We start from the raw sequence: 17,850 nt of genomic DNA, 5'->3' as shown, positions 1-17,850 counted from the left end.
AAGATAGAGAAGCAGGGGCGGGGCGGACAGATCGGCTTTGCCGGGGTTGACTTCGCCTGTCTGCCAAGGTGTATCGGCGCGAACCGCTTTTTCCATCCGAGGACGCCCCAGATGCACGCCTATCGCAGCCAGACCTGCGCCGAGTTGAACACCGCCCATGTGGGTCAGACCGTGCGTCTGGCCGGTTGGGTCCACCGGGTGCGGGACCATGGCGGGATTTTGTTTATCGACCTGCGCGACCATTACGGGATGACCCAGGTGCTGTGCGACCCGGACAGTCCGGTTTTCGCACAGATGGAAGAGGTCCGGTCTGAATGGTGCATTCGGATTGACGGTGTGGTGAAGGCCCGCGATGCTGAACTGGTGAACCCGAAAATCCCGACCGGCGAGATCGAGGTGTTTGTGCGCGATCTGGAGGTTCTGGGCGCGGCGGGGGAATTGCCGCTGATGGTGTTCGGCGATCAGGAATACCCCGAGGAAACCCGCCTGAGCTATCGTTATCTGGACCTGCGGCGCGAGAAGATGCAGGAGAATATGAAGCTGCGCTCTGACGTTGTGGCCTCGATGCGGCGGCGGATGTGGGATATCGGGTTCCGCGAATATCAGACGCCGATCATCACCGCCTCCTCGCCCGAGGGCGCGCGCGATTTTCTGGTGCCCTCGCGCCTGCATCCGGGCCGGTTCTATGCGCTGCCGCAGGCGCCGCAGCAGTTCAAGCAATTGCTGATGGTCTCGGGCTTTGACAAATATTTCCAGATCGCGCCGTGTTTCCGCGATGAAGACCCGCGCGCCGACCGCTCGCCCACGGATTTCTACCAGCTTGATCTGGAGATGAGCTTTGTCGAGCAGCAGGATGTGTTCGATACGGTCGAACCGGTGATCGCGGGCGTGTTCGAGGAATTCGGCAAGGGCGCCGTGGTTGACCAGGACTGGCCGCAGATTTCCTATCGCGATGCGGCGCTTTGGTATGGCACGGACAAGCCGGATTTGCGCAACCCGATTAAAATGCAGGTGGTCAATGAGCATTTCGCGGGTTCCGGCTTTGCGATTTTCGCCAAGCTGCTGGAGCAGGAGGGCACGCAGGTGCGCGCGATCCCCGCGCCGGGGGGCGGCAGCCGGAAGTTTTGTGACCGGATGAATGCCTTTGCCCAGAAAGAGGGGCTGCCGGGGATGGGGTACATCTTCTGGCGCGAAAAAACCGCGGATGCGGTCGCGCAGGAGATGGGCATCACCGTCAAAGAGGCGCAGGCCAGGATGAAAGCGGGCGAGGTGGCAGGCGGGATGGAAGCCGCAGGCCCCTTGGCCAAGAATATCGGCCCGGAACGGACCGAGGCGATCCGTCAGCAGCTTGGGCTGGGTCTGGGCGATGCGGCTTTTTTCCTTGGCGGGAAACCCAAGGATTTCGAGGCCGTCGCCGGGCGCGCCCGCACTGTAATCGGTGAGGAGCTTGGGCTGACCGACAAGAACCGGTTTGCCTTTGCCTGGATCGTGGATTTCCCGATCTATGAACGGGATGAAGAAACCGGCAGGGTCGATTTCGAACATAACCCGTTCTCCATGCCCCAGGGTGGGATGGCGGCGCTGGAGGGCGACCCGCTGGAGGTTCTGGGCTATCAGTATGATCTGGCCTGCAACGGGTATGAACTGGTCTCGGGCGCGATCCGAAACCACCGGCCCGAGATCATGTTCAAGGCGTTTGAGATCGCCGGTTATGGCGCGGATGAGGTGCGCAAACGCTTCGGCGGCATGGTCAACGCGTTCCAATACGGCGCGCCGCCCCATGGGGGCTGTGCCGCCGGGATCGACCGGATCGTGATGCTGCTGGCCGATGAGGCGAATATCCGCGAGGTCATCCTGTTCCCGATGAACCAGCGCGCCGAAGATCTGATGATGAATGCACCGTCCGAGCCCACCAGTGATCAGTTGATGGAACTGGGCCTGCGGGTGATCCCGCAGGATTGACGGGGCCGGGCCCTACAGGGCCACCAGTGTCGCCGCCCCGCGCTTCGCCGCCAGATCCGCCGCGACGGAGGCGATTGCGAGATCCTGCAACCCCACGCCGGTGCCGTCGAATATGGTGATTTCATCGGCGCTGCGCCGCCCGGGATGTGCGCCATTGATCACTTCGCCGATGGGGGTGATATCCGCATCGACGATCAGGCCGGATTTGATGGCATGCTGGGCCTCACCCAGGTTCACCGACTGGGCGACCTCATCGGTGAACAGGCTGGCTGTGGCCAGCAGCGCCGGGTCAAGCTCCTGCTTGCCGACGGTATCGGTGCCCATGCAGGCGATATGGGCGCCCGGTTTGATCCAGTCGGCCATCAAAAGCGGCTCAAAGGCCGAGGTGATGGTGATGATCACATCGGCCTCTGCGCCAAGTGCCTCGCGCTCCACCGCCTGAAATGGCAGGCCAAGCTCTGCCGCGACCGCTCCCAGTTTCGGCAGCATCTCGGGATGGGGGTTCCAGGCGATGACCTTCTCGAATGCGCGCTGTTCGGCGGCCGCGCGCAACTGGAAGGTGGATTGATGGCCCGCGCCCACCATGCCCAGAACCTTCGCATCCCGGCGCGCCAGATGGGCGATGGAAACCGAGGAGGCCGCCGCCGTCCGCAGGGCGGTCAGGTAATTGCCGCCCACCAGCGCCTTCAGCCTGCCGCTATCGGGGTCAAACAGACACACAGTCGACTGGTGATTGGTCAGCCCCTTGTCGGCATTGCCCGGCCAATACCCGCCCGATTTCAGGCCCAATGCCAGCCCGGCGCGGTCAAAGCCCGATTTGAACCCGTAAAGCGCATCCGCATGGCCAATCGCCTCGCGGATCACCGGGAAATTATACGCATCCCCCCGCGCCATGGCGGCAAAGACCTGCTCCACCGCGGTGAAGGCATCGCCCCGGCCCACAACCTGCTGGCAGACCTCTTCGGACACAATCACCAGACCGTTTGTCATATCCATATCCCCGTCCATGGCCACCACTCCCCCTGCTTTCTTCTTGTGTCAAATACGCAAATTCTGCCGGTTCAATAGGCCTTGCCGCGTGCGGAGACAGGCCAGAGCGTTTCAACCCTGCCGTTCCGCACGCCCACATACCAGTCATGGGTATTGCAGGTCGGGTCACAATGCCCCGGCACCAGTTTCAGCTTGTCATTCACCGCCAGCACGCCGCCCGGGTCGGCCACCACGCCATGTTCGTCAGAGCATTTGACATATTCCACATCCGCGCGCCCGAAGATGACCGGCAGGCCACTATCCACCGATTGGGCTTTCAGGCCCGCATCGACAATCGCCTTGTCGGCCTTGGTGTGAGACATCACCGAGGTCAGGATGAACAGCGCATTTTCCCATTCGCCCTGATCAATCCGCTGGCCATGTTCATCCAGAATGCGCCCGTAATCCGCATCCATGAACGCATAGCTTCCGCATTGCAATTCATTGTAAACCCCTGATGTGCTTTCGAAATAATAGCTGCCGGTGCCGCCGCCGCCGACGATGTCACAGGCGATGCCACCTGCGGCCAGCGTGTCGACCGCGTCTTTCACCTGCGCCACCGCGATGTCGATCGCGGCCTTCCGGTCGGCATAGCTGTCCAGATGCTGCATCGCGCCCTGATAGGCCTGAATGCCCGCAAATTTCAGGCTGTCTGCGGCCTCGACGGCCCGGGCGATCTCCACCACTGCCGGTGTGCTCGTCACACCGCAGCGGCCCGCGCCACAGTCGATTTCCACCAGACATTCGATCTGCGTGCCATGCCGCGTGGCCGCCGCCGAAAGCTCCGCCACATTGGCCAGATCATCAACGCAGCAAAGGGTGCGCGCGCCCAGTTTCGGCAGACGGGCAAGCCGGTCGATTTTCGCCGGGTCACGCACCTGGTTCGACACCAGCACATCGCGGATACCGCCACGGGCGAAGACCTCGGCCTCTGAAACCTTCTGACAACAGACACCGCAGGCTCCCCCCAGATCGACCTGCATCTGCGCCACATCGACGGATTTATGCATCTTGCCATGCACCCGGTGGCGCATGCCATGGGCCTTGGCGTAATCACCCATCTTCCGGATATTGCGTTCCAGCGCATCCAGGTCGAGCACAAGGCTTGGTGTCTGTATCTCCGCCTCATCCATGCCGAGCCTGGCGGGGATGTCATAGCCGACCTCCAGATCGTCGATCTTCACATTCGCATTCATGGGAAACCCTCCTTATAGCGAAATCGTTTTATTCTGCACCACCGCTTATCGAAATTTTCGTTCGATATCAGCAGCTTGCTGACCCGGAGGCAGAGAGTTTCGATTCAGATTAAACGATTTCTGCTCTCGCCTGCCATCCAGGGCAGTTTGTCCATATCCACATTGCCGCCGGTGATGATCACCCCGATCCGTTTGCCCCGAAACACCTGCGGGTTTTTCAGGATCGTCGCCAGAGGCACGGCGCAGCTTGGTTCGATCACGATTTTCATCCGCTGCCAGGTGAGTTTCATCGCCTCGATAATCTCTGTTTCCGAGGCGGTCAGAATGTCGGTCACATAAGTTGAAACGAAATGCCAGGTATTCTCTTTCAGCGGCACTTTCAGCCCGTCGGCGATGGTCACGGGCGCATCATCGGCGATGATGTGACCGGCCTTGAAACTGCGGCAGGCGTCATCGGCCTGTTCCGGTTCGGCTGCATAAATCTGCATATCCGGGGCCAGCGCCGACAGGGTCAGACAGCAGCCCGAGATCATGCCGCCGCCGCCGATGGGGGCGATGACCGCATCCAGACCGGCAACCTGATCCAGCAATTCGCGCGAACAGGTGCCTTGCCCGGCAATCACCCGCGGGTCGTTATAGGGATGCACGAAATCGGCGCCGGTTTCCGCCTGCACCCGGGCAAACACCGCCTCGCGGCTTGTGGTCGAGGGCTCACATTCCACGATCCGCCCGCCATATCCGCGCACGGCGGCTTTCTTGGCCTCGGGCGCGGTGTGCGGCATCACCACGGTACAGGGAATGCCCCGCCGCCCGGCGGCATAAGACAAAGACAATGCGTGATTGCCCGAGGAATGGGTGGCAACCCCCTTGGCGGCCATGCTGTCGGACAGGCCGAACACCGCGTTCGAGGCCCCGCGCACCTTGAAGGCGCCCGCTTTCTGGAAGTTTTCGCATTTGAAGAACAGATCCGCCCCGGTCATCTCGTTAAGGAAGCCTGAGGTCAGAACCGGCGTGCGGTGGATATGGGGCGCGATACGGGTATGGGCCGCGATCACATCCTCAAATATGGGCAGGGGGCGGGGATCGGTCATATCTTTCACTTTCCTGTGCTTTTCAGGCTGCGGATTGCAGGCTGTGGCTGCGGGACATGCGGAAATATTCCTGTGCCGCCGCAACGCCAGAGCCAAGCCGGACCGGATATTCCAGATCGGCCATCGCCATTTCGATCGTGGCCAGACCTGCAAGAACCATGACCTCGGTCAGGGCGCCCAGATGCCCGATCCGAAAGGCTTTGCCACTCATCTGCCCCAGCCCGACGCCAAAGCTGACATCATAGGCGTTGAACGCATGGTCGGTGAGAGTATTCGAATCGAAGCCTTCGGGCACATAGATCGCGCTGACCGTATCGGAATAGAGATCGGGCGATTGCGCGACGAGTTTCAGCCCCCAGGCCGCAACCGCGCGGCGCACGCCTTCAGCCAGGCGGTGATGGCGGGCATAGACAGTCTCAAGCCCCTCTTCCTCCAGCATGGTCAGGCTTTCGCGCAACCCGTGGATCAGTTGCAGGGGCGGTGTATAGGGATAGCCGCCATTGCGGTTGGCCTGCAGCATGTCGCGGAAATCAAAGAAGCTGCGGGGCAGCTTGGCCCGCTCCATCGCTGCCAGTGCTTTCGGGCTGACAGCCAGGATTGCCATGCCGGTGGCCAGCATAAAGCCCTTCTGGCTGCCGCTGACCGCAATATCGACACCCCAGTCATCCATTTTGAACGGCATCGAGGCCAGCGAACTGACGCAATCGACCAGCAACAGGCCGGGGTGATCCGCTGCCTCCATCGCCCGGCGCACTGCGGCGATATCCGACACCACGCCGGTGGCGGTTTCATTATGGGTGACCAGCACGGCTTTGATCGCATGGCTGCCATCCTCGGTCAGGGCCTTCTGAAACGCATCTGCCGGCGCGCCTGCACCCCAGTCACATTCAATGATCCGCAGATCCAGCCCGTGGCGGTCGCACATGTCGATCCAGCGGTGGCTGAACATGCCATAACGCGCGATCAGAACCGTATCACCGGGGCTGAGCGTGTTGGTAATCGCCGCCTCCCACCCGCCGGTGCCCGAGGCGGGGAAGGTGAGGGCATGCCCTTCTTTGGTGCCGAAAACCTTTTTGCACCCGTCCAGCACGGGCAGCAGCGTGTCCGCAAAATCCGGCGCGCGATGGTCCCGGGTCTGCACCATCATCGCCTGACGCAGGCGGTCGGGCATATTGGTGGGGCCGGGAATGAACAGCGGGTTCTGGTCTGACATGGCAGGTCTCCTCCGTGGTGGTGAGGGTGTTTTACCAGTTTCAGAACAGCGCGCAATTTTTTCGAAAATATTTTTCATAAATAGAAATATCTCATATAACATTGTTATATAGTGATGAATTATTTTTCAGGATGTCGGTTTCTTATTTTATTGAAAATATTTTTCATGTACTTACTTTGCGAGAACAGACCCAACCCATCACACAGGCGGTCAGGATGGCAGAGATACATCGCAAAGCGCGCGGGCGCCCCAAATCACCGTTTACCGAGCCCGGCGGCAGCACCATTCAGGCGCTTGACCGGGCGCTGGTGGTGCTCAGCGCGCTTGCAAAGCAGGATCATGCCTCGCTGACCGACCTGTCGGAAAGGCTCAACATTCCGACCGCCACCACCCACCGTATCCTCGCCACATTGCAGCAAAACGGCTATGCAGAACTGGACGAGGCAAGCCAGACCTGGGCTGTGGGGATCGAGGCGTATCGCACCGGTTCGGCCTATCTCAACCGCACCACGCTGATGGATGTGGCCCGCCCGGTGATGCGGGCGCTGATGCTGGCCACGGGGGAAACCGCCAATCTGGCGGTGCCCGACGGGGCAGAGGTGGTGTTTATCGGTCAGGTTGAAACCCAAAACCCGATCCGCGCGTTTTTTGCCGCGGGCACCCGCACACCGATGCATGCCTCGGGCACGGGCAAGGCGATTTTGGCCAACCTGCCCGAGGCGCATCTGGCCCGAGTGCTGGCGCGGGCCGAACTGACCGGTTTCACCAGCCAGACATTGGCCAGCGAAACCGCGCTTCGGGCCGATCTGGAGGAGACGCGCCGGCGCGGCTGGTCTTTCGATCAGGAGGAACGCCATGCGGGCATGTCCTGCATCGGGGCGGCGATTTATGACGCCCGGGGGGAGGTGGTCGCGGGCGTGTCGATCTCCGGGCCCAGCACCCGGTTCGCGGATCGCCGGATGGATATGTTCGGCACCCGCGTTGCCGAAGCTGCGGCTGAGATCACCCAAGGGATCGGGGGAATACCGGCTTGAAGCAGGGGCCTGACCCTTTCAGGTTTCTACATGCCTATCCTGTGCGATGCCGTCTGCGACCGCCAATCGCTTGCTATTGCGGCGCTTTTCCCGTTTTCTGATGTAAGATGTGTTTGATTGCTGGGGTGATGTAAATGGCAGGTCAGGATTCAGCGGGGCCATTGGTCACCGGTTTTCAGCCGCCGCCCGTGCCGGATGGGGCGTCGCTGGCCGGGCGTTATGCGCGCCTGGTCCGGTTGCGGGCCGATGATCATGCCGCTGATCTGCATCGGGCCAATTCCGTCAGCGATGCGATCTGGGACTATCTGCCCTATGGTCCGTTCTCTTCAGCCGCGGCCTATCACCGGTGGGTGCGCGAGATGGAGGCCGGGCCGGACCCGATTTTCTATGCGATCGAGAATCTGGAAACCGGCCAGTTAAGCGGGGTGGCCAGTTATCTCAGGATTACCCCGGAGATGGGCACGATCGAGGTGGGCCATATCAATTTCGCGCCCGAGCTTCAACGCAGCCGCGCTGCGACAGAGGCGATGTATCTGATGATGGCCTGGGCGTTCGAGGCCGGGTATCGCCGTTATGAATGGAAATGCAACGCCCGAAATCTTGGCTCACGCCGGGCGGCAGAGCGGTTGGGGTTTTCCTATGAAGGTGTGTTTCGCCAGGCTGCCATCGTCAAGGGCCGCAATCGTGACACAGCCTGGTTTGCCTGTATCGACGCGGAATGGCCTGCATTGAAAGAAGCGTTTCAGGCCTGGCTGGCCCCGGGCAATTTCGATGCCGGGGGGCAGCAGAAAGAACGCCTTGCCGATCTGACCCGGTTGGTTCGGGTCAGTTCTGACCCCGCGCTATCGGGCCGTTGACGCGCGCCCCGGGCTTGCATCCATCGGATTGATGCAGAGGCAGAGGGGTTTAAACCCTGTTGCGTTTCGAGACGTGCTATAGCGGTTTGCGTTTGATCTGTATCGAAAACCGCTGCCTCTCCCCTTCGGGTCGAACGCGGTTTTCGATGGGGTTGCCTCCTATAAAACGCAAACCGCTTTAAACAGCCGCCACATGCTGAATGCGATCTGACAGAAGCGCGCGCAGGTTGCTGCGGTCACTTTGGGCCAGCGGTGCTGTGGCGCGGGTCACGATATCCTCCAGCCCTTTGTCATGGGCGGCGCGGGCCACACCCAAAAGGAAAGGTCTCAGATAGGCCATGGGGGGTGTGTCCAGCTCCAGCAGGTCCATCGCATGGGTCAGATCCTCCCGATAGGCGAGCGTGTCGGGCTGCACCCGGTCACTGACCGACGGGCGGGGGCCGTTGGGGCGCAAATCCTCGGGCAGGTGGCGCAATATCTCAGACTGGAAAAAGGCGATGGTTTCCATGGGTTTCGGCAGAAACCCGTCGGCACCTGCGGCTGTCGCGGCCGTGGCTGCGGCCTCCCGCTCGGCCCCGGAGGTTGCCAGGATCGCGGGCACTTTCGGCTGGCTGGTGGCGATTTCCGCTATCAGATCAAGCCCGGAGCCATCGGGCAGGCCCAGATCAATGATGGCCACAGAGGGGCGGTAAACCGCAAGATGCCGCCGCGCGGAGGTCAGGCAATCGGCCCTGCGGATCCGCGCCCCGGACCGCAGGCAGAGCAGCCTGAGCGCCTCAGACGCGAAGCGGCTGTCTTCCACCACCAGAACGGTCAGGCCCAGCAAGGGGCGCGCCGCCGTTGGTTTCGGTCGAAAGTCGAGATCTGTAACACGGTCATCCATTTTTTGTTGTCCCCGGTTGCGGCGATTCCCGACCCGATTAGAGCGGGGTAAGGTTGACAAGGTGTAAACGGGCAGACGCGGCGATGGCGCTCTTGGCAATTGCCCGGATGCGGGCCATATCAACGGTCAGGGATCAGCCAAGGAGGGGCCCATGATCGGACGCCTGAACCATGTTGCCATCGCCGTGCCTGATCTTCAGGCCGCCATGGCGCAATATCGCGGGACACTCGGGGCAGAGGTCGGCGCGCCGCAGGATGAACCCGATCACGGGGTCACGGTGGTGTTCATCACCTTGCCGAACACCAAGATCGAACTGCTCTATCCGCTTGGCGAGAACAGCCCGATTGCCGGGTTTCTTGAGAAGAATCCGGCGGGCGGCATCCACCATATCTGCTATGAGGTGGCGGATATTCTGGCCGCCCGTGACCGGTTGCAGGCGGCGGGCGCACGGGTTCTGGGCACGGGGGAGCCGAAAACCGGCGCCCATGGCAAACCGGTATTGTTCCTGCATCCCAAGGATTTCACCGGGGTCCTTGTGGAATTGGAGCAGGTCTGATGTCGATTGTCACCGGTATCGTGCTGTATGCCATCATCTGGTTCATGACCTTGTTCGTGGTCTTGCCGATCCGCATGACATCGCAGGGCGAAGCGGGGGATGTTGCCCCGGGCACCCATGCCTCGGCACCCCATAGACCCGCCATGAAACGCCGGTTTCTGGTGACCACGCTGGCCGCGGCGGTGGTCTGGGGGATTGCGGCCTGGCTGATCCTGTCGGATGTGGTGACGCTGGAGGATATCGACCTGTTCAACCGCTTCGGGATGGGTCAGCGTTAAGCCGGTGATAAAGATGGGTGAAGGTGGCCGCGCCCAGAACCGGCACCAGCAGGTTCACCACCGGGATGGTCAGGGGCACGGCCATCAACACGCCTGCGGCAAAGATGGCGACCCGGTTCGACCTGCGAAAGGATGCGGTCCCAGGGGCGTCCTGACGGCGCAGCGCCACCATCTGCGCATATTCCCGGCCCAGAAGCACGCCATTGACGACCCAGAACAGGATCGGGGCCAGCGGCGCGAAGCTGAGATAGAGGATCAGCGCGCAGAGGTTTACTGCGATGATCACCCCCAGAAACCGCATCCCGTCGCCCAGACCCTCGACAAAGCCGATCTGCCGGGCCGGGGGCAGATGCGGGTAATGTTCCGCCTCGACCGCATCGGCGATCCGGTCCAGGAAAAGCCCGGTAAAGGCCGAGGCGACGGGGATCATCAGAAAGACCGAGAGGATCAGCATCAGCGGGATGCCCGCGAGGGTCAGCGCATTGTCGAGCCAGGTGACCTCGCCAATCCAGGGCAGCGAAAAACTGTCGGGCAGAAGCCAGCCGATCAGAATGACGAAACCGGCATAGAACGCGGCCAGCAGCGCGGTTGTCAGGCCGATGCCAAGCCCGAGAACGCCCAGAAACCGGCGGTCTGACAACTGGCTGACGGCTTTGAGGAAGTCGGAAAGGATCATCGGGGCTCCGCGCCGGGTTTTGGGATGTTATGTAGTTTAACATTGGGGGACGCCGGGCGCAGATCAACCCCTGTCACCACCGAATATGCACCAATACTTTCCCGGCATCTGCACGCGCCCCGTGAGATGCCAACCCCCGGCCGCCCTATGAGGCCTTTTTACGTGTTGTCCGGCGTTTCTTGCCGCCCTTGGCCTGACGTTCAACGATCAGCTGCACCGCCATCTCCATGGTGACATCCGCAGGTTCGGTGCCCTTGGGGATGGTGGCATTCACCTTTTCCCATTTCACGTAAGGCCCATAACGCCCGTCCATCACATTGACCGGCCCGCCATGTTCGGGATGTTCGCCCAGCTCGTGCAGCGGGGGCACCGCCGCACCGCGCCCGCCGCGTTTGGCGGCTTTCTCGGCGATCAGCTCCACCGCGCGGTTCATGCCGACGGTCCAGACCTCTTCCACATCGGGCAGGTTCGCATAGATCCGCCCGTGTTTCACATAAGGCCCGTAGCGACCGATGGCGGCCTCCACGATCTCACCGTCTTCGGGATGTGTGCCAACCTCGCGCGGCAGGTTCAGAAGCATCAGCGCCTTGTCGATATCAATCGTCGCCGGGTCCCAGGTTTTCGGCAGGGAACCGCGTTTCGGCTTCTTCTCTTCCTCGGTCACCTCGCCCAGTTGCACATACGGCCCGAACCGCCCGGTCTTGAGAGAAACGGGCAGGGAGGTATCGGGGTCAACGCCCAGCATCCGTTCCTCGGGCTGCGTGTCATCGCCTTCTCCCGGCGGGGCAAAGGCGCGGGTATAGCGGCATTCTGGGTAGTTGGAGCAGCCGATGAAGGCCCCGCCCGACCGGGCCGTGCGCATCGACAGGCGCCCTGCGCCGCAATTGGGGCAAAGGCGCGGGTCGCTGCCATCTTCCTTGGCCGGAAACAGATGCGGCTCCAGCACCTCGTTGATCTTTTCCAGCACCTCGGTGATCCGCAATTCGGCGGTTTCATCAATCGCCGCCTTGAAATCGCGCCAGAACCGGTCAAGCACGTCCTTGTAATTGCGGTCGCCGGCGCTGACCTCATCCAGCTGGTTTTCCAGATCGGCGGTGAAATCATAGCCCACATAGCGGCGGAAATAATTGCTGAGGAAAGCCGTCACCAGCCGCCCCTTGTCTTCGGGGATCAGCCGGTTCTTGTCTTTCACCACATAGCCGCGATCCTGAATGGTGGTGACGATCGAGGCATAGGTGGAGGGCCGCCCGATGCCCAGTTCTTCCATCCGTTTGACCAGCGTTGCCTCGGTATAGCGCGGCGGGGGCTGGGTGAAATGCTGCTGGCCCAGAATGGCCCCGTCATTGCTGAGCACTCCGCCGCCATTCTGGCGCAGATCGCCTGGCGCATCGTCTTCGATCACCGCGCCCCCATCACCGGCGGCTTTGGTGAAATCGGCCTCAAGCGCGGCGGGTTTCGGGGTGACAGGCTCGCCCTGGCTGATCTGCGGCAGACGTTTGGCATCATCGGTTTCCACATCATCGCGGCCTTCCTCATAAACCTTGAGGAACCCGTCAAACAGCACAACCTGACCGGTGGCGCGCAGCACCACCTGGCCATCCGCACTGCCGATATCGACGCTGGTGCGTTCCAGCCGCGCGCCTTCCATCTGGCTGGCAATCGTGCGTTTCCAGATCAGGTCATAAAGCTTGCGCTGATCATCTTCCGACAGTTTGATATCGTCCGGCCCGCGCGACATATCCGTTGGCCGGATACATTCATGGGCCTCCTGCGCGTTCTTGGCCTTGTTTTTGTAAACACGCGGCGATTTGGGGATATAGGCCTCGCCATACCGGTCCTTGATCGCGCTTCGGGCGTCGCTGACGGCCTCGGGCGCCATATCAATCCCGTCGGTCCGCATATAGGTGATGTGCCCGGCCTCATAGAGCCGCTGTGCTGTGCTCATCGTCTGGCGCGCGCCCATGCCGAATTTGCGGCTGGCTTCCTGTTGCAGGGTCGAGGTCATGAACGGGGCCGAAGGGTTGCGATTGGCTGGTTTCGCCTCGACCGACTGCACGCTCAGATCGCGTGAGGACACCGCCTTGACCGCCATCGAGGCCGCAGCCGCATTGTCCAGATCGTATTTGTCGAGCTTGTTGCCGCCCAACACCGTCAGCCGCGCCTCGAAACTTTGACCGCGCGGGGTGTCCAGCACTGCCCGGACCGACCAGTATTCGCGGTGCTTGAACGCCTCGATCTCCATCTCGCGTTCAACGATCAGGCGCAGGCAGACCGATTGCACCCGGCCTGCGGATTTCGCACCGGGAAGCTTGCGCCACAGAACCGGCGACAGGTTGAACCCCACCAGATAATCCAGCGCCCGGCGGGCCAGATAGGCCTCAACCAGTTCCATATCGACCTGACGGGGGTTTTCCATCGCGTCGGTAACGGCGGATTTGGTGATGGCGTTGAACACCACCCGGCTGACCGGCGTGTCCTTCCTGATCGCCTTGCGCTTGCGCAGGGCTTCCTCAAGATGCCAGCTGATCGCCTCGCCCTCCCGGTCCGGGTCGGTGGCGAGGATCAGATTATTGTCGTCTTTCAGCGCATCGGCGATGGCTTTGACATGTTTTTTGCTGTCGCTGCCGATCTCCCACAGCATCTCGAATCCGGCGTCTGTATCCACCGATCCATCTTTCGGGGGCAGATCCCGCACATGGCCGTAAGAGGCAAGAACGGTGTAATCATTTCCCAGATATTTGTTGATTGTCTTGGCTTTGGCAGGGGATTCGACAACAACAACGGGCATGGAAAGCACCTTCGAGTCAGGGGGTGTAGTGGCGGCGGAACATGTGGGGGCATCGCGGCACTTGTCAATGCGGCTTGGTCTATATCCGGCCTGTTTTGACGATTAAATGGCTTTCCCGCCGCATCAATCCAGCGGCAACACATCCCTTTGGACCATCGTGCGCAGCGAAAAACTTGACCGTGTTGCGCGGATGCCGGGGATATGGACCAGCTGGGTTTCCAGAAACCGGTCAAAGGCGGTGAGGTCGGGGGTGACGACCTTCAGCAGGATATCACGGGTGCCGGTCATCAGGTGGCATTCGACAACCTCGTCAAACCGGGTGACCGCCCGTTCAAAGCCGGACAGGGTTTCATGGCTTTGGCGTTCCAGTTCCACAAAGATGAATACGGTCAGGGGATAGCCGAGTTTCGCCTGATCCACCCGCGCGGAATAGCCGGTGATGATGCCCTCGGCCTCCAGCCGCGCGACCCGGCGGGCGCAGGGGGTGGGGGTCAGGCCAACCCGGTCTGCAAGGTCGATGACCGGCATGCGGCCATCTTTCTGCAGATGGGCGATAATGCGGCGGTCAATCTTGTCCATTGGCGATAATCTTTCTGAAATCATCCTCTTTTAGAGAATAGCTCTAATATCAAAGGCAGCCAAGGCCGTATTTGCCGCCATTCGCTCCACGCTCCGGGCTAGGCTCATGGGAAACAGGAGGTCTGTATGAACATCACATCCATCGCTTGCCCTGGTCATGAACAGGTGATCCGCGTCGAAGACAGCTTATCGGCTCTGACCGGGTTTATCGCCATCCACTCCACCCGGCTTGGACCGGCGGCAGGCGGGTTGCGGATGCGGCCCTATGACACCGAGGATGCGGCCCTGGAAGATGTGTTGCGGTTGAGCCGGGGGATGACCTTCAAGAATGCCGCCGCCGATCTGCCGCTTGGCGGTGGCAAGGCGGTGATCATCGGTGATGCGAGGGCAAAGACCAGGGCGCAACTGGTGGCATTCGCCCGGGCCATTGACGGCTTGCGGGGGCGGTACTGGACGGCGGAAGACATGGGGGTCGACCCGGGGGATATGGCGGTCATGGCCTCGGTCACCCCCTATGTGGCGGGGTTGCCGGATGGGGCATTTTCCACCGGTGATCCCTCGCCGGTTACTGCGCGGGGCATTTTTCATGCAATCCGCACCACGGCCAGATACCGGTTTGGCAGCCCGCTGCTGGAAGGGCGGCATGTGGCGGTGCAGGGGCTGGGCCAAGTGGGCTGGCATCTGAGCAAATTGCTGCGCGCTGCGGGGGCCCGCCTGACTGTGGCCGATATCGACGCGGAGCGGGCGGAATGGGCCGGGCAGAGCTTTGGTGCGGTTGTAGTGGCGCCAGATCGGATTCTGGCGGTGGAGGCGGATATTCTGGCGCCCTGTGCCATCGGCGCGGTGCTGAATGCGCAGACGATCCCGGCACTGCGTGTGCAGGCCGTGGCGGGCGGGGCCAACAACCAGCTGGCGGCTGAGGCGGATGGCGCGGCATTGCATGCGCGGGGTATTCTCTATGCCCCTGATTATGTGGCCAATGCAGGCGGGATCATCAATATCGCCACCGAGATTCTGAAAATCCGGGACCGGCGACGCTTTGTCAGCGACAGGCTGACGGCGCTGGATGCCACGCTTGAGACCATCTTCAAACATGCCGCCGAACGCGACGTGGGACCAGATCGTGTGGCGGATGAGATCGTGGCCGCCAAGATGCAGGGGGCTGAGGCCGCATAGGGCGGAACAGACAGGATATGTTGAAAACCGGGCCGGTTTCTGGCATGTTCCGGTGGTATCGGGCGGGCATCAGATCTGCCGTATATGCCTAGGAATGGGGCCGGACACATGAAGAAACCCGTCTTGCTTTTGGTGGTGCTGATATTGGGCAGCGCCCCGATCGGCACAGCTGTATCGGCAAATGCGATTGAACGCGCCTGCAACCAGTCGAACAGGCAGGCGGCCAGTCGGCAGCTTTGCGGCTGTATCGGTCTGGTGGCGGATATGACGCTCAGCGGTACGGATCAGCGTCAGGCCGCACGGTTCTTCAGCGATCCGCAACGGGCACAGGATATACGCATGTCCGACCGCGCCAGTGATGAGGCATTCTGGACCCGCTACCGGTCTTTCGGGGAAACCGCCGAAGCGATGTGCGGCTGAGCGGCCCAGCCCCGCGCACCCTGTTCGATCAGGTCCAGGGTTTCGTCGAAATCCCTTGTATAATAGGAGTCCGGCACGTCTTCGGGCGCCTCTTTCACATGGGCAAGAAACAGCGCCAGATCGGCCTTTGATCCTTCAGGCCGGATCGCGCGCAGATCGGCCAGATTCTGACGGTCCATCGCCAGGATCAGATCAAACCGGTCGAAATCTTCCGGGCAGACCTGCCGGGCCCGTTGCGTTGACAGGTCATAGCCCCGTTGCAGGGCGGCCTTTTGCATCGGCGCATAAGGCGCATCACCGATATGCCAGTTGCTGGTTCCGGCACTGTCCACCGCGACGCCATGCAGCATGGCCTGCAACACGCCCTGCCCGGTGGGAGAGCGGCAGATATTGCCAAGGCAGACGCAGAGGATGCGCTGGACAGGGGCGGCATTGCGCGACAGGCTGGTGGGATCGGCGGGCATGGAGGGCTCCGGTGAAAGGCAATGCTGTCATCATGGGGCTGCCCCGGACAAAGGGTCAAGCGGGGCGGGGAGGCCCGGGCCGGCACTGGCGGCTGAAACCGCCTTTTGTGGTCTCATGAACATGACGGGCCGGATTGTTCTGCTGATCGGGGCGGGGGTGTCTGCGGAAAGCGGGTTGGGTACGTTTCGCGACAAAGGCGGGCTGTGGGACCAGTATGATCTGGCCGAGGTCGCCACGCCCGAGGGTTTTGCGCGCAATCCGGCACTGGTTCATGACTTCTACAATGCCCGGCGGGCCAATGCGCTGGATGCGACACCAAACGCCGCCCATGAGGCGCTGGCGCGGTTGGAGCAGGGCTGGCCGGGTGAGGTTTTGCTGGTCACCCAGAACGTGGATGATCTGCATGAGCGGGCCGGATCCTCCCGGCTGATCCATATGCATGGAGTGCTGACCGGGGCGCTTTGTGCGGCCTGCGGCCATCGCTGGCCCGCACCACGGGTCATGACGGTGACTGATAGTTGTCCGGGTTGCGGTGCCTCTGCAACCCGGCCCGATATCGTCTGGTTCGGCGAAATGCCCTACCGGATGGAGGCGATTTATGAGGCTGTGGCCCAGGCCGATCTGTTTGTCTCCATCGGTACCTCGGGGGAGGTCTACCCCGCCGCAGGCCTGGTGGAGGAGGCGCGGATCGCGCGCGCAGAGACGCTTGAGATCAATCTGGAGCCGAGCTCAAGGCCAGGCGTGTTCGATCAGGTGATTGCCGGGCCTGCCTCTGAGGTGGTGCCGCTTTGGGTGGAAAAGATGCTGGCTGGTGAAATCCAGATATGAGCATCGTTCATGTGATCTGCACCGCGTATGGATTGCGCAGAGGGCATCGCCTGAGCCGAGGGATGGGCGAGAAGCGCCCGCGCCCCGTGGGGGCGGCTCAGGCGCTGCCCGGCGGTGCCGCCGGGCGGGGAGGTGATGTGGGGTGATTCAGGATTATGGGCCGAAGCTATAAGGCGATTTAGGTTTCGTGAAACGCTTCAAAAATGTGGCGGCGCGTCCTCGGAGTTAAAATAAAGAGGCGCGCCGCCCTTCGGTCGCCAAAGGCGAGGGACACCGCCCGCGCGACCGAAACTGCATCAGGCTTAGCTGTCGCTGCCATGATTCATGTTGGAGTGATCCATTTCCCCATGATTCATGCCGCCATGATCCTGGCGTTCCAGATCAACCGGGATCATCAGGGTGACCGGTTCGGCATGTTCAAAGCTGATTGTCACCTCAAGCTCTTCACCCTGTATGAAAGGATCGGTCAGGCCCATGAACATGATGTGATCACCGCCGCGCATCAGCGCGATTGTCTGGCCGGCGGCAACCGGAAAGCCGTCTTCAACCTCGATCATCCGCATCACGCCATTGCTGTCCTGCAGATGGGTATGCAGTTCCACATGATCGGCCGCATCCGAGGTGACGGCGACAACCCGGTCATCGGTATCGCTGTGATTGGTGATGGTCATGAAGGCGGCACCGCTTTGCGCCACCGCGCTGGAGGAGCGCGCATAGGCATCCTCGATGATCATATGGGCCTGAACCAGCCCGGGCAGAACCAGACCGATGCTGGTGGTGACGGCAAGCGCCAGCGTTTTGATGGACATGTAATGTCCC

Annotated in this window: 18 protein-coding genes; 8 read left to right on the top strand and 10 right to left on the bottom strand. The window is 61.6% G+C overall.

Features of this window, described 5'->3' with window-relative positions:
* Positions 1–111 precede the first annotated feature (111 nt).
* The gene (aspS, locus tag E2K80_RS10435) at positions 112–1,962 is read left to right on the top strand and encodes an aspartate--tRNA ligase (RefSeq protein WP_135374957.1); all 1,851 of its coding nucleotides are present in this window, start codon (positions 112–114) and stop codon (positions 1,960–1,962) included.
* 12 nt (positions 1,963–1,974) lie between these two features.
* Here aspS and bhcD read toward each other — a convergent pair whose 3' ends face one another.
* The 4 genes from bhcD to bhcA all read right to left on the bottom strand — a co-directional run bounded on the left by bhcD (position 1,975) and on the right by bhcA (position 6,491).
* Positions 1,975–2,952, bottom strand: coding sequence for an iminosuccinate reductase BhcD (gene bhcD / locus E2K80_RS10430; protein WP_135376571.1), 978 nt, complete (start codon positions 2,950–2,952; stop codon positions 1,975–1,977).
* A gap of 71 nt (positions 2,953–3,023) precedes the next feature.
* A complete protein-coding gene (bhcC, locus tag E2K80_RS10425; protein ID WP_135374956.1) occupies positions 3,024–4,187 on the bottom strand; it encodes a 3-hydroxy-D-aspartate aldolase BhcC in 1,164 nt (387 codons plus the stop codon).
* Between the two features lie 104 nt (positions 4,188–4,291).
* On the bottom strand, positions 4,292–5,278 hold the full coding sequence (bhcB, locus tag E2K80_RS10420) for a beta-hydroxyaspartate dehydratase BhcB (RefSeq protein ID WP_135374955.1): 987 nt from the start codon (positions 5,276–5,278) through the stop codon (positions 4,292–4,294).
* Between the two features lie 22 nt (positions 5,279–5,300).
* Complete coding sequence (gene bhcA / locus E2K80_RS10415) at positions 5,301–6,491, bottom strand: L-aspartate--glyoxylate aminotransferase BhcA (RefSeq protein WP_135374954.1); 1,191 nt, start codon at positions 6,489–6,491, stop codon at positions 5,301–5,303.
* Between the two features lie 215 nt (positions 6,492–6,706).
* Here bhcA and bhcR point away from each other — a divergent pair, with 215 nt between their 5' ends.
* A complete protein-coding gene (bhcR, locus tag E2K80_RS10410) occupies positions 6,707–7,525 on the top strand; it encodes an HTH-type transcriptional regulator BhcR (protein WP_135374953.1) in 819 nt (272 codons plus the stop codon).
* Positions 7,526–7,659: 134 nt separating this feature from the next.
* Entirely contained in the window at positions 7,660–8,382 is a 723-nt protein-coding gene (locus E2K80_RS10405) for a GNAT family N-acetyltransferase (protein ID WP_135374952.1), read from the top strand.
* Between the two features lie 178 nt (positions 8,383–8,560).
* Here the strand turns inward: E2K80_RS10405 and E2K80_RS10400 are convergent, their stop codons facing one another.
* Positions 8,561–9,265, bottom strand: a complete 705-nt coding sequence (locus E2K80_RS10400) for a response regulator (protein ID WP_135374951.1) — start codon at positions 9,263–9,265, stop codon at positions 8,561–8,563.
* Positions 9,266–9,416: 151 nt separating this feature from the next.
* Here E2K80_RS10400 and mce point away from each other — a divergent pair, with 151 nt between their 5' ends.
* Together mce and E2K80_RS10390 are read left to right on the top strand one after the other, a co-directional pair.
* Positions 9,417–9,821, top strand: a complete 405-nt coding sequence (mce, locus tag E2K80_RS10395) for a methylmalonyl-CoA epimerase (protein WP_135374950.1) — start codon at positions 9,417–9,419, stop codon at positions 9,819–9,821.
* Positions 9,821–10,099 carry a DUF1467 family protein gene (locus E2K80_RS10390; RefSeq protein ID WP_135374949.1) on the top strand — a complete coding sequence of 93 codons (279 nt, stop codon included), beginning with the start codon at positions 9,821–9,823 and terminating at the stop codon, positions 10,097–10,099. The genes mce and E2K80_RS10390 overlap by 1 nt, the downstream gene beginning before the upstream one ends.
* Here the strand turns inward: E2K80_RS10390 and E2K80_RS10385 are convergent.
* The 3 genes from E2K80_RS10385 to E2K80_RS10375 form a co-directional block, all read right to left on the bottom strand.
* Positions 10,071–10,775, bottom strand: a complete 705-nt coding sequence (locus tag E2K80_RS10385) for an EI24 domain-containing protein (protein WP_135374948.1) — start codon at positions 10,773–10,775, stop codon at positions 10,071–10,073. The two genes, E2K80_RS10390 and E2K80_RS10385, sit on opposite strands and share 29 nt — an antisense overlap.
* Positions 10,776–10,920: 145 nt before the next feature.
* On the bottom strand, positions 10,921–13,563 hold the full coding sequence (topA, locus tag E2K80_RS10380; RefSeq protein WP_135374947.1) for a type I DNA topoisomerase: 2,643 nt from the start codon (positions 13,561–13,563) through the stop codon (positions 10,921–10,923).
* Between the two features lie 123 nt (positions 13,564–13,686).
* Positions 13,687–14,142 carry an Lrp/AsnC family transcriptional regulator gene (locus tag E2K80_RS10375; RefSeq protein ID WP_135374946.1) on the bottom strand — a complete coding sequence of 152 codons (456 nt, stop codon included), beginning with the start codon at positions 14,140–14,142 and terminating at the stop codon, positions 13,687–13,689.
* A 126-nt stretch (positions 14,143–14,268) separates the two neighbouring features.
* Here E2K80_RS10375 and E2K80_RS10370 point away from each other — a divergent pair, with 126 nt between their 5' ends.
* Both E2K80_RS10370 and E2K80_RS10365 read left to right on the top strand, forming a co-directional pair.
* Positions 14,269–15,318: a Glu/Leu/Phe/Val family dehydrogenase gene (locus E2K80_RS10370; RefSeq protein ID WP_135374945.1), complete on the top strand. Its 1,050-nt coding sequence runs from the start codon at positions 14,269–14,271 to the stop codon at positions 15,316–15,318.
* 108 nt (positions 15,319–15,426) lie between these two features.
* Positions 15,427–15,738: a hypothetical protein gene (locus E2K80_RS10365; RefSeq protein WP_135374944.1), complete on the top strand. Its 312-nt coding sequence runs from the start codon at positions 15,427–15,429 to the stop codon at positions 15,736–15,738.
* Here E2K80_RS10365 and E2K80_RS10360 read toward each other — a convergent pair.
* Positions 15,696–16,202: a low molecular weight protein-tyrosine-phosphatase gene (locus tag E2K80_RS10360; RefSeq protein ID WP_135374943.1), complete on the bottom strand. Its 507-nt coding sequence runs from the start codon at positions 16,200–16,202 to the stop codon at positions 15,696–15,698. The two genes, E2K80_RS10365 and E2K80_RS10360, sit on opposite strands and share 43 nt — an antisense overlap.
* 121 nt (positions 16,203–16,323) lie before the next feature.
* On the opposite strand from E2K80_RS10360, the gene E2K80_RS10355 reads away from it, so the two are divergent.
* Positions 16,324–17,031 carry an NAD-dependent deacylase gene (locus tag E2K80_RS10355; protein ID WP_135374942.1) on the top strand — a complete coding sequence of 236 codons (708 nt, stop codon included), beginning with the start codon at positions 16,324–16,326 and terminating at the stop codon, positions 17,029–17,031.
* Between the two features lie 302 nt (positions 17,032–17,333).
* Here the strand turns inward: E2K80_RS10355 and E2K80_RS10350 are convergent, their stop codons facing one another.
* On the bottom strand, positions 17,334–17,840 hold the full coding sequence (locus tag E2K80_RS10350) for a copper chaperone PCu(A)C (RefSeq protein ID WP_135374941.1): 507 nt from the start codon (positions 17,838–17,840) through the stop codon (positions 17,334–17,336).
* Between the last annotated feature and the right edge of the window lie 10 nt (positions 17,841–17,850).

The organism is Rhodophyticola sp. CCM32 (assembly GCF_004751985.1).
GTDB lineage: Bacteria > Pseudomonadota > Alphaproteobacteria > Rhodobacterales > Rhodobacteraceae > Rhodophyticola.
The sequence above is the reverse complement of the archived record's forward strand: the minus strand, read 5'-3'. Positions and strand labels throughout refer to the sequence as shown.

Coding starts and splice junctions, on each gene's coding strand:
- topA (WP_135374947.1), bottom strand. CDS start 13,563: ATGCCCGTTGTTGTTGTCGAATCCCCTGCCAAAGCCAAGACAATCAAC.
- E2K80_RS10375 (WP_135374946.1), bottom strand. CDS start 14,142: ATGGACAAGATTGACCGCCGCATTATCGCCCATCTGCAGAAAGATGGC.
- bhcD (WP_135376571.1), bottom strand. CDS start 2,952: ATGACAAACGGTCTGGTGATTGTGTCCGAAGAGGTCTGCCAGCAGGTT.
- E2K80_RS10405 (WP_135374952.1), top strand. CDS start 7,660: ATGGCAGGTCAGGATTCAGCGGGGCCATTGGTCACCGGTTTTCAGCCG.
- mce (WP_135374950.1), top strand. CDS start 9,417: ATGATCGGACGCCTGAACCATGTTGCCATCGCCGTGCCTGATCTTCAG.
- E2K80_RS10360 (WP_135374943.1), bottom strand. CDS start 16,202: ATGCCCGCCGATCCCACCAGCCTGTCGCGCAATGCCGCCCCTGTCCAG.
- E2K80_RS10365 (WP_135374944.1), top strand. CDS start 15,427: ATGAAGAAACCCGTCTTGCTTTTGGTGGTGCTGATATTGGGCAGCGCC.
- aspS (WP_135374957.1), top strand. CDS start 112: ATGCACGCCTATCGCAGCCAGACCTGCGCCGAGTTGAACACCGCCCAT.
- E2K80_RS10390 (WP_135374949.1), top strand. CDS start 9,821: ATGTCGATTGTCACCGGTATCGTGCTGTATGCCATCATCTGGTTCATG.
- E2K80_RS10400 (WP_135374951.1), bottom strand. CDS start 9,265: ATGGATGACCGTGTTACAGATCTCGACTTTCGACCGAAACCAACGGCG.
- E2K80_RS10355 (WP_135374942.1), top strand. CDS start 16,324: ATGACGGGCCGGATTGTTCTGCTGATCGGGGCGGGGGTGTCTGCGGAA.
- bhcB (WP_135374955.1), bottom strand. CDS start 5,278: ATGACCGATCCCCGCCCCCTGCCCATATTTGAGGATGTGATCGCGGCC.
- bhcC (WP_135374956.1), bottom strand. CDS start 4,187: ATGAATGCGAATGTGAAGATCGACGATCTGGAGGTCGGCTATGACATC.
- E2K80_RS10370 (WP_135374945.1), top strand. CDS start 14,269: ATGAACATCACATCCATCGCTTGCCCTGGTCATGAACAGGTGATCCGC.
- E2K80_RS10350 (WP_135374941.1), bottom strand. CDS start 17,840: ATGTCCATCAAAACGCTGGCGCTTGCCGTCACCACCAGCATCGGTCTG.
- bhcR (WP_135374953.1), top strand. CDS start 6,707: ATGGCAGAGATACATCGCAAAGCGCGCGGGCGCCCCAAATCACCGTTT.
- bhcA (WP_135374954.1), bottom strand. CDS start 6,491: ATGTCAGACCAGAACCCGCTGTTCATTCCCGGCCCCACCAATATGCCC.
- E2K80_RS10385 (WP_135374948.1), bottom strand. CDS start 10,775: ATGATCCTTTCCGACTTCCTCAAAGCCGTCAGCCAGTTGTCAGACCGC.